Origin of the sequence: Halomonas sp. MMSF_3323, assembly GCF_030733595.1 — a bacterium.
GTDB lineage: Bacteria > Pseudomonadota > Gammaproteobacteria > Pseudomonadales > Halomonadaceae > Halomonas > Halomonas litopenaei.
In genome coordinates, this window is the sequence record NZ_JASHIT010000070.1 from 1 (window position 1) to 9,598 (window position 9,598).

10 protein-coding genes and 1 tRNA gene are annotated in these 9,598 nt (G+C 64.9%); 9 read left to right on the top strand and 2 right to left on the bottom strand.

What is annotated here, in order from left to right; all coding sequences use genetic code 11:
• Positions 1–587 precede the first annotated feature (587 nt).
• Positions 588–664 (bottom strand) — tRNA-Arg (locus RBB39_RS22245).
• Positions 665–845: 181 nt separating this feature from the next.
• Here RBB39_RS22245 and RBB39_RS22250 point away from each other — a divergent pair.
• Together RBB39_RS22250 and RBB39_RS22255 are read left to right on the top strand one after the other, a co-directional pair.
• Entirely contained in the window at positions 846–1,796 is a 951-nt protein-coding gene (locus RBB39_RS22250; protein ID WP_306169420.1) for a methyltransferase domain-containing protein, read from the top strand.
• The gene (locus RBB39_RS22255; protein WP_306169421.1) at positions 1,793–2,785 is read left to right on the top strand and encodes a methyltransferase; all 993 of its coding nucleotides are present in this window, start codon (positions 1,793–1,795) and stop codon (positions 2,783–2,785) included. The genes RBB39_RS22250 and RBB39_RS22255 overlap by 4 nt, the downstream gene beginning before the upstream one ends.
• Before the next feature lie 32 nt (positions 2,786–2,817).
• Here the strand turns inward: RBB39_RS22255 and greB are convergent, their stop codons facing one another.
• The gene (gene greB / locus RBB39_RS22260) at positions 2,818–3,363 is read right to left on the bottom strand and encodes a transcription elongation factor GreB (RefSeq protein WP_306169422.1); all 546 of its coding nucleotides are present in this window, start codon (positions 3,361–3,363) and stop codon (positions 2,818–2,820) included.
• Positions 3,364–3,694: 331 nt separating this feature from the next.
• Between greB and RBB39_RS22265 the strand changes: the two genes are divergently transcribed.
• The 7 genes from RBB39_RS22265 (at position 3,695) to RBB39_RS22295 (ending at position 9,528) form a co-directional block, all read left to right on the top strand.
• Positions 3,695–4,393, top strand: a complete 699-nt coding sequence (locus tag RBB39_RS22265; RefSeq protein WP_240184294.1) for a hypothetical protein — start codon at positions 3,695–3,697, stop codon at positions 4,391–4,393.
• Positions 4,394–4,528: 135 nt separating this feature from the next.
• The gene (locus RBB39_RS22270) at positions 4,529–5,155 is read left to right on the top strand and encodes an NUDIX domain-containing protein (RefSeq protein ID WP_108131435.1); all 627 of its coding nucleotides are present in this window, start codon (positions 4,529–4,531) and stop codon (positions 5,153–5,155) included.
• Position 5,156: 1 nt separating this feature from the next.
• Positions 5,157–5,606 (top strand): DUF1249 domain-containing protein, encoded by a 450-nt coding sequence (locus RBB39_RS22275; protein ID WP_045994525.1) that lies wholly within the window; start codon positions 5,157–5,159, stop codon positions 5,604–5,606.
• 35 nt (positions 5,607–5,641) lie between these two features.
• Positions 5,642–6,379 (top strand): metallophosphoesterase, encoded by a 738-nt coding sequence (locus RBB39_RS22280; protein ID WP_222568126.1) that lies wholly within the window; start codon positions 5,642–5,644, stop codon positions 6,377–6,379.
• A gap of 112 nt (positions 6,380–6,491) precedes the next feature.
• Entirely contained in the window at positions 6,492–7,448 is a 957-nt protein-coding gene (gene cysD, locus RBB39_RS22285) for a sulfate adenylyltransferase subunit CysD (RefSeq protein ID WP_045994523.1), read from the top strand.
• A 126-nt stretch (positions 7,449–7,574) separates the two neighbouring features.
• The gene (gene cysN / locus RBB39_RS22290; protein ID WP_306169423.1) at positions 7,575–9,002 is read left to right on the top strand and encodes a sulfate adenylyltransferase subunit CysN; all 1,428 of its coding nucleotides are present in this window, start codon (positions 7,575–7,577) and stop codon (positions 9,000–9,002) included.
• A gap of 274 nt (positions 9,003–9,276) precedes the next feature.
• A complete protein-coding gene (locus RBB39_RS22295) occupies positions 9,277–9,528 on the top strand; it encodes a Rho-binding antiterminator (protein WP_231498472.1) in 252 nt (83 codons plus the stop codon).
• Positions 9,529–9,598 lie beyond the last annotated feature (70 nt).

Below are 9,598 nucleotides of genomic sequence, written 5' to 3' on the forward strand. Positions count from 1 at the left end.
GGATGGTGGCAACTGGGCGCTAGTGAGCCAGGGGAGCGCTCTAGTCGATGACGTCTAGAGTTGTGCGTCAGATAGGGCTCAAAACGGATCAACTCCGCCCTATGGCGGGGTTGATGGGTAGGGCGCTTGCCAGAGTTGCCTCCAGCTCCTTCAGGCGTCTCGCTGTCGCCATGTCGCTTTGGATGGCCTCTCGCGGTATTTCACCGCTTAGCGCGGGGATCTCTACTCAATACTTGTCACTGGCGTGAGGTAGCGGTAGCAGCTTGAGGAAGAGAGCACCGATAGCGGCCAACTGTTTTTCTGCTCAATGTCATGTTCGACCTGTTGGGTTTCCTGCCGGTCGAGGTCGCTGAAAGCTCCTCTACGGGCCGTTTGCCGTTGTCGATCTGGTGGCCGGTGTCGATCTTGTGCCAACACCGAGCTGAGCCATAGACAAGGCGTGGGTCATCTTTAAGTAGCAGGATTGATGAGGTGCAAAAGTACGGTTGAGCCCGGGCAGGAAGGGCTTGCAGCAATATCCAGGATCAATAATTGGGGAAAAAAGCGCCGGAATGTCAGGGGAGGGGGCATGGATCGCAGATCTGACATGGCGCCCTCTGCAGGATTCGAACCTGCGACCTGCCGCTTAGGAGGCGGCTGCTCTATCCTGCTGAGCTAAGAGGGCGTTGGGGCGGCATTATAAGCGGCTGACTCGCCAAGATAAACCCGCAGTTGGCAGGGAAGGTGGCTGGGACGGTGGCGAGGAAGGTGGCTGGGCAGGTGATCCGGGCGGGTGTCAGCGCTGGCCTGGCTCGGTAGAATGCGCGCCACGGCTCTTTGTTATCCACACCTGTCTGGCGTTTTCGATGTCTCAACACCCCACGAGTGACGCTGCCGTCACTCCCGCTGCTGGTTCTGTCGCTGCTTCTGATGCTGCCGCTTCTGTTGCTGGTCATGCGTCCGGCGGCGCGCCGCTGTCTGTCCATGGCGATCGCCACTTCGATGGACTGGCGGACAAGTTCTCGGCGTCGCTCTACGGGCACCTGCGCGGCGAGCTGCGCCTGTCGTTGCTGGACCGTCTGCTGCCGGAGATGCTCGATCTCGAAGGCCAGCCGGTGCTGGACGTGGGCGCGGGGCTCGGTCAGCAGGCCCAGTGGTTCCTCGAGCGTGGGCATGCGGTAACGCTGGCCGAGCCCGCAGGCGAAATGCTCGACCGGGCCCGGGAGGCGATCGACGCCCAGGGTGTCGAGGCGTCCCGGGTCCGCTATCTGACGTCGCCGCTGCAGGACCTGGCGGGCGAGGCCCCCGGGCCCTGGCCGCTGGTGGTGTGCCACGCGGTGCTCGAATGGCTGGGCGACCCCAGGGCGGCCATCGATCGCCTGGCCGCGCTGATGGCGCCGGGGGCTCAACTGTCGCTGATGGTGTTCAACCGCGACGCCCTGCGGCTGTCCAACGTGGTCAAGGGCAACCTGGACAAGGCGCTGGAGGATCGGCTCGAGGGCAAGGGGCAGCGCCAGCGGCTGACACCGATCTCGCCGCTGACCCATGACCAGGTGATGGCCTGGACCGAAGCCGCCGGGCTTCGTTGCGAGGGCGTGGCGGGGATCAGGGTGTTCCACGATTACCTGCGCCACCCGCCCCAGAACGACAAGGAACTCGACAAGCTGGTGGCGCTGGAGCACGCCTACTGCCGCCTGGACCCCCATTGGCGGCTGGGCCGCTATCTGCTCTATACCTTCCGCCGTCCGGCCGACCCCGAGGAGCGTCCATCGCCGCGCGACGGCGGCGCTGACACCCGTGAGGAGACCCCGACATGAGTGCCGAAACCCCGGTGTGCCAACTGCTCGAGCGTCAGGACGCCGACTATCGCGGCTGGTGGTGGGTGGCGCCGCCTCGGGATAGCTGGCTCGAGCAGGGCGAAGGGACCCTGATCAGCGCCGATGTGTCGGTGCGTGCCGCCTGGCAGGCCCAGGGGCGCCCGGCGCTGTCGCCGTTCTCGCCCGAGGCGTCGTCGCCGCCGGGGGTGGTGCTGTTCTGGCCCAAGTCCCACGCCCTAGGGGAGTGGTGGCTGTTGTGGCTGTGTCAGGTATTGCCCGAAGGCACGCCGATGCAACTGGTGGGCGAGCACCAGGGTGGCATCAAGCGGGTACTCAAGGTGCTGGCGGCTCTGGGCATGGGCTGTCGCAAGCTCGACAGCGCCCGGCGCTGCTCGCTGTTCGCGACCCGCTCGGCGCCCCAGCCCCTCGATCCGGAAGCGGTGTGGACGCGTTTCGAGGCCGCCGGCCTGACGCTGGCAAGCCATCCAGGCGTCTTCGGACACGGCAAGTTCGACGAGGGCACGGGGCTTCTGATCGAGCAGCTAGAGACCGCCTTGCCCCGGGGCCAGGTGCTCGACATGGGCTGCGGTGACGGCATTCTGGCGGCCTGGATGGCACAGCAGGGGCGTGATGTCACCGCGGTGGACGTCAGCGCCTTTGCGGTGGAAGCGACCCAGCGCTCGCTGGCGGCCAATGGGCTAAACGGCGAGGCACTGGAAAGCGACGTCTACTCGGCGCTGGCGGGTCGTCGCTTCGACGCCATCGTCTCGAATCCGCCGTTTCACCAGGAGCGCTCCATCGACTACGGCCCGGCGGCCCGTCTGATCCAGGAGGCGCCCCAGCACCTGACGCCAGGCGGGCAATTGATCCTGGTGGCCAACGCCTTCCTGCCCTACGCAGATCCCCTGGAGAAGGCCTTCGGCGGCTTCGAGATCCTGGCCGACAATGGCCGTTTTCGGGTCTACCGTGCCCGCCTCGCCAGGGGCTAGCTAGGTACCTGCCGGGCTAAGTGCCTGCTGGGCTAGGTCTTCTGACCCGGCGTGCGGTAGTGGATCTCGGTGATCAGCCAGGTGGTCTCCCCGCCGGGGGCGGCCACCGTCACTTCGTCGTCCAGCGACTTGCCCAGCAGCGCCTTGGCCAGCGGCGCGTCGACGCTGATCCAGCGCTTGCTGGTGTCGGTCTCGTCGTGGCCGACGATGCGCAGTGACATCTCTTCACCGTCTTCGTCCTCCAGGGTGACGAAGGCGCCGAAGAACACCCGATCGGTGTCCGCCGGCAGGCGGTCCACCACCTGCAACTCATCCAGGCGTTTGGTCAGGTAGCGAATGCGACCGATGACCCGGTTGAGCTCCTTCTTGTTGTAGGTGTAGTCGGCGTTCTCGCTGCGGTCGCCAAGGGCCGCCGCCTCGCCGACCTTGGCCGATAGCTGCGGTCGCTTGACCCGGCTCAGGTGGTCGAGAATGCCCCTCAGGCGCTCGGCACCTTCCAGGGTAATCAGGTTGCTCTTGGGTTCCTGACGGGGATCCTTCGCCGGGTCACGCCAGCGAGTCATGTTGCGGCCTTTCATGGCGATCCTCGGTGAGTCGTTGAATCAGACAAGGTCCACGAGGGTGCCGCGACTTGGGTCAGGTCGCAAGCGCTTTGGGTGGTGGGGGAAAGGTCAGGGGAGCGATGCAGTGAGCGGTCGACGAAGAATGCGACTGGCGAATAAATCAAACGTTCGTTACATTTCGGGGAGGGCGCCAGAACGCGTGTGGCTTTCCGTATCGGGTTACAACGCCTGGGTCAGTGCTCGGCATCGCTTGGCCTGATCGCTCAGCCTGACTGCGCACTACGGCCGCCCACCATGACCACCCAGCATCAGGGTGCATCACAATAACAGTATCCGGAGCCGCCAAATGTCACGAACCCTGTTTTCCGCCTCGCCTGATGTTCCATCTACCGCGTTGCGTCGACGCCCGCGTCGGCTGCTGGCCACGACGGCACTGACGCTTGTTACCCTGTCCGCCTGCCTCGCCAGCGGCGTGGCGCTGGCCTGGCAGGGTGAGCTCGACCAGCTCAGGAACCGCTGGGAAAGCGTCACCACCTCGAGCGCCTTGTCGGCCCAGGAAGCCCCGTTGACGGCGTTGGCCGCCGAGGCCCACGAGCTGAGCTCGGCCAATCCCAACGTCAGCGAGCTGCTGGTTTGGGAGGGCATCATCGAGGCGTCCCTGGCCAAGGCCAAGGGCGGGCTCGGCGCGCTGGACAACGCCAAGGCCGCGCGGCGGGCGCTGGAGCGGGCCATCGCACTGGACGCCAACGGCCTCGATGGCTCGGCTTACGTGACCCTGGGGGCGCTGTATGACCGTGCTCCGGGCTGGCCGGTGGCCTTCGGTGATGACGACAAGGCCGAGGAAATGTTCAAGCGCGCGCTGACGATTCGCCCCGGCGGTATCGACGTCAACTACTACTACGCCGCCTACCTGGCCGACGAGGGCCGCGACGCCGAGGCCCGCCAGCACGCAGAAAAGGCCATCGCCGGCGCGGTTCGCGCCGGACGCGAAGCCTCTGATGAGGCGCTCAAGGCCGAGGCGCGCGCCCTGCTCAACGAGCTATGATCAGGCGCTCAACGAGCTCTGACCCGCGCCGATTTCCCTGTCGTTTCCCGCCTTGACAGGAGGCCCCACCTGGACTCGCCTTGTGGGGCCCCTGACCGATCCGGATAATGGGCCGATCTGTCTGCGGAGGTCCCCATGCCGGAAACGAGCAACATCGATGCCCCCTTTACCGCCCAGGACGTCGAACTGGTGTCACGCGATTGCCTGCACCAGGGCTTCTTTCGTCTGGACAAGCTGACCTTCCGCCATCGCAAGTTCGAAGGTGGCTGGAGCGAGGCGGTGGTGCGCGAGGTGCATAGCCGGCACGACGCCGTGGGCGTCATGCTCTATGACCCCGAACGCGACAGCGTGGTGCTGGTGGAGCAGATCCGTGCCGGCGCAATGGAAGACGCCCACACCCCGTGGAAGCTCGAGTGCGTGGCCGGACTGGTCGACAAGGACGAGTCTGCCGAGGAAGTGGCCCGTCGCGAGGCCCTCGAGGAGGCCGGTTGCGAGGTCGGGGACCTCATCTTGCTGCATAGCTACTATCCTAGTCCGGGTGCCTGCGACGAACGTGTGACGCTTTTCTGCGGTCTCGTCGATACCAGCGGACTGGGTGGGGTGCATGGCCTGGACGAAGAGCACGAGGATATCCGCGTCCATGTGTTGCCATTTCATCGTGCCTGGGAACTTCTCAATCAAGGGAGACTCGATAACGCCATGTGCCTGATCGGCTTTTACTGGCTGGCCGCCGAACGGGCGTCGTTGAGAGCAAGGAGGTAGCGTGACCCAACGCAGCGCCTACGTCACCGATCTGCGCACCCTGCAGAGCGAGTGCACGGCCAACTACATCCGCCTGACGCGCCTGCTGGGCGAGCTGGAAGAGGGCGAAAGTCGCGAGGTCGAACTGCTCAACGGCGAGCGTCGACTCGGTGCCCTGCGTCTGCATGTCGAAGAGCTGGCGCCCTATACCAGCATCATTCGCGTCAGCCAGGAGGGTATCCTCGACGGCGTCATCGACAGCCCGCGCATGCGCGTGCACCTTTATCACGATGTGCGCATGGCCGAGGTCACCGACTTTCAGCGCCGGCGCCACTTCGATGGCCGCTACCGCTATCCCAACGCGCATATGCACCAGCCCGACGAGAAGCTGCAGATCAATCGCTTCCTCGGCGAATGGCTCGATCACGGGCTGGCCCACGGCCACTCGCTGGATCTGCCGCAGTTGCCCTGAGCCGGTTCGCCGTTGCCGCCCGTCGAGAGATCTCCATGCGCCTGATCCAGATTAGCGATTGCCACCTGTACGCCGACCCGATGGCGCGCTCGCGCCGAGGCCTGCCCGCCCATCAGCTTGAGGCGGTGGTCAAGGCGGTGGACGCCGACCGCCCGGACCTGGTGCTGGTCACCGGTGACATCAGTCAGGATGAGTCCGAGGCCGCCTACCGGCTCGCCACCGAGCGATTGAGCGAGCTCGACTGTCCCTGGTTCTGGATTCCCGGCAACCACGACGACGTGGCGTTGATGGGGGCCGAGCGGGACATCCTGCCCGAGGTCGAGGCCGGCCACTGGCGGCTTCTGCAGCTCGACACCCAGCTTGTCGGCGAGGCCACCGGGCAGCTCGGAGAAGAGGCTCTGGCCGCACTTGGCGCGCGTCTGGCCGAGGACGATCGCCCGACCCTGATCGCCATGCACCATCCGCCGCTGGCGGTGGGCAGCGCCTGGATCGACGCCCTGGGCCTGGTAGATGCCGACGGCTTCTGGGAGGTGCTGGACGGCTATCCCCAGGTGAAGATGGTGCTGTGCGGTCATGTGCATCAGGCCTTCCATGGCGGGATGTCCCTGGCCCATGGAAGGGTCGACGTCTACGCCTGTCCCTCCACCTCTGACCAGTTCCTGCCCGGCAGTGAGGACTTCGCCGTGGACGAGGCGTCGCGCCCCGGCTACCGGGTGGTGGAGTTGAAACGAGAGGGAGAGTGGCAGACCTGGGTAGAGCGCGTCGATATCTAGGAGTCTTACGCTTGGTTCTAAAAAGATAGTTATTAATTCTTTTACGTTATTACTCGCCCCGCAGTATCCTCGCTGACATCTCCACTTTTCCCGTCATGCGAGGTGTCCGGCCATGACCAGCCTTTCCGCACCAGCCCGTGAGCGCGCCGCCCAGGCGTCGCTCACGCCGAAGCGACTGACCCACCTCAAGCAGCTCGAGGCGGAGTCCATCCATATCATCCGTGAAGTGGCCGCCGAGTTCTCGAACCCGGTGATGCTCTACTCCATCGGCAAGGACTCCTCGGTGATGCTTCACCTGGCGCGCAAGGCCTTCCATCCTGGCCCGCCGCCGTTCCCGCTGATGCACGTGGACACCACCTGGAAGTTCCGCGAGATGATCGCCTTCCGCGACCGCATGGCCAAGGAAGCGGGCATGGAGCTGATCGTCCACACCAACGAGGAAGGGCGTGCCGCCGGCATCAACCCCTTCGACCACGGCTCCAGCGGCTATACCGACGTGATGAAGACCCAGGCCCTCAAGCAGGCGCTGGACCAGTACGGCTTCGACGCCGCCTTCGGTGGCGCCCGCCGCGACGAGGAGGCCAGCCGTGCCAAGGAGCGGGTGTTCTCCTTCCGTGACCGCCACCACCGCTGGGACCCCAAGAACCAGCGTCCGGAACTGTGGAATCTGTACAACGCCCGCATCAACAAGGGCGAGTCGATCCGTGCCTTCCCGCTGTCCAACTGGACCGAGCTGGATATCTGGCAGTACATCTACCTCGAGAACATCGACATCGTGCCGCTTTACTTCTCCGCCCCGCGCCCGGTGGTGGAACGCGACGGCATGCAGATCATGGTCGATGACGAGCGCCTGCCCCTGGCCGAGGGCGAAGAGCCCGAGCAGAAGTGGGTGCGCTTCCGCACCCTGGGCTGCTATCCGCTGACCGGTGCGGTGGAGTCTAAGGCTCAGACCCTGCCGGAGATCATCCAGGAGATGCTGCTGACCCGTACCAGCGAGCGCTCCGGCCGTGCCATCGATCATGACCAGGCCGGTTCCATGGAGAAGAAGAAGCGCGAAGGCTACTTCTGACGCCGGCACCGAACGCACGCAGCCACGCGCCTTGCTCCGGCCGACAGTGATCGGGAGCGAGGACGCAGATGACAGATCAAGGGCCCGGCGTCCAGCACGACGTCGGGTCACCATCAGGGGTACAGCATGTCTCACCAGTCCAGTCTGATTGCTGACAACATCGAGCAGTATCTGCACGAGCACGAAAACAAGGACCTGTTGCGGTTCATCACCTGCGGCAGCGTCGATGACGGCAAGTCGACCCTGATCGGTCGCCTGCTGCACGATTCCAAGATGATCTTCGACGACCAGCTGGCGGCCATTACCCAGGCCTCCAAGACCAAGGGCACCACCGGCGAAGAGGTGGATCTGGCGCTGCTGGTCGACGGTCTGCAGTCGGAGCGCGAGCAGGGCATCACCATCGATGTGGCCTATCGCTTCTTCTCCACCGACAAGCGCAAGTTCATCATCGCCGACACCCCGGGGCACGAGCAGTACACCCGCAACATGGCCACCGGTGCCTCCACCGCCGGCCTCGCGGTGATCCTGATCGACGCCCGTTATGGCGTGCAGACCCAGACCCGTCGTCACAGCTTCATCGCCGACCTGCTGGGCATCCAGCATCTGGTCATCGCGGTCAACAAGATGGACCTGGTCGACTACTCCCAGGCGCGCTTCGACGAGATCGTCGCCGACTACCGCGCCTTCGCCGAGCAGCTCGACGCCAGCGACATCCACTTCGTGCCGCTGTCGGCGCTCAAGGGTGACAACGTGGTCGATCGCGGCGAGCGCCTCGACTGGTACCAGGGCCCGGCGCTGCTGGAGCTTCTGGAGACCGTGGAGGTCAGCCGCGACCAGAACCTGAGCGATCTGCGCTTTCCGGTGCAGTACGTCAATCGCCCCAATCTCGACTTCCGCGGCTACGCCGGCACCCTGGAGGCGGGCATCCTGCGCCCCGGCCAGGCGGTCAAGGCGTTGCCGTCCAACAAGCTCAGCCGGGTCGAGCGCATCGTCACCTTCGAAGGCGATCTTGACGATGCCTACCCGGGCCAGGCCATCACCGTGACCCTGGAAGACGAGATCGATATCTCGCGTGGCGACTGGCTGGTGGCGGCGGACGCCGACATCACCCTGTCCAATGCCTTCGACGCCGACATCGTGTGGATGCACGACGACGCCCTCGAGCCTGGGCGTCAGTACGATATCCGCATGGCTGGGCGTGCGGTGGCAGGCCACGTCGACGCCATCCACTATCAGGTCGACGTCAACAGCCTGGAGCGTCATGGCGCCGAGCGACTCGAGCTCAACGCCATCGCCCGCTGCCGGGTGGCGCTGACCGCCGAGGTGCCCATCGATGACTACGCGCGGGTGCCTGGCACCGGCAGCTTTATCGTCATCGACCGGCTGACCAACGTCACCGTGGGCGCCGGCATGATTCGCGGTGCGGCCAGTGTCGAAGGCGGCGCTACCGAGCAGGTCGACTGGACCGGCTTCGAGCTGGAACTCAACGCCCTGGTGCGCAGGTACTTCCCCCACTGGGAGGCCAAGGACGTGCGCGAGCTGCTCAAGCGCTGACGTCCGCGACCGGCTTCACCATCGTTGGTTCGCTGCAACAGCGGCCCCTGCGCTACGGCGCAGGGGCCGCTGTCCAATGAGCACCGAAAGAGAACAGTAATAGCGGCGTCTCAGTGGCCTGGTTGAATCAGAATACTAGTGCTTTCCGATGGATTTAACTCCAACTGAGCAGCTAGATGGTGGCGGGCTGGTGCCTGGGCTAGACCAAAGGCAGGATGCGTCGCGTGTGACGTCATGACGACGTCTTCCATTCCCCCACGGAAGCAGGGAGGGCATGAACATGGTGGCCTGCCATCTCTATGACAATATCGAAATCGCCTGCCTGTACCATTTTCCGGTCAAGCTGTCGCTGCGAGACGGTGACGAGAAGCACGGCGAGGCACTGGATACCGCCTTCAACGAGGATCGCGAGGAGTGTCTGTCGCTGAAGACAGAGCGCGGCGAGCGCATGGTAGTGCTCGACGACATTACCCGCATGGAAGTGCTGGTCGACAACCCCCATTTCATGGTGCTCGACTTCGTCTGACGCGGGTCCGGCCTTGACATACCCCCTGACACAGCCCCTGACGACGACGCCCCGCTGACTGGATCAGCGG

Bases quoted from the DNA above. Each gene is read 5' to 3' on its own strand.
- cysD (WP_045994523.1), top strand. From the start codon at position 6,492: ATGACCAGCCTTTCCGCACCAGCCCGTGAGCGCGCCGCCCAGGCGTCG.
- RBB39_RS22250 (WP_306169420.1), top strand. From the start codon at position 846: ATGTCTCAACACCCCACGAGTGACGCTGCCGTCACTCCCGCTGCTGGT.
- RBB39_RS22295 (WP_231498472.1), top strand. From the start codon at position 9,277: ATGAACATGGTGGCCTGCCATCTCTATGACAATATCGAAATCGCCTGC.
- RBB39_RS22255 (WP_306169421.1), top strand. From the start codon at position 1,793: ATGAGTGCCGAAACCCCGGTGTGCCAACTGCTCGAGCGTCAGGACGCC.
- RBB39_RS22270 (WP_108131435.1), top strand. From the start codon at position 4,529: ATGCCGGAAACGAGCAACATCGATGCCCCCTTTACCGCCCAGGACGTC.
- RBB39_RS22265 (WP_240184294.1), top strand. From the start codon at position 3,695: ATGTCACGAACCCTGTTTTCCGCCTCGCCTGATGTTCCATCTACCGCG.
- RBB39_RS22280 (WP_222568126.1), top strand. From the start codon at position 5,642: ATGCGCCTGATCCAGATTAGCGATTGCCACCTGTACGCCGACCCGATG.
- cysN (WP_306169423.1), top strand. From the start codon at position 7,575: ATGTCTCACCAGTCCAGTCTGATTGCTGACAACATCGAGCAGTATCTG.
- greB (WP_306169422.1), bottom strand. From the start codon at position 3,363: ATGAAAGGCCGCAACATGACTCGCTGGCGTGACCCGGCGAAGGATCCC.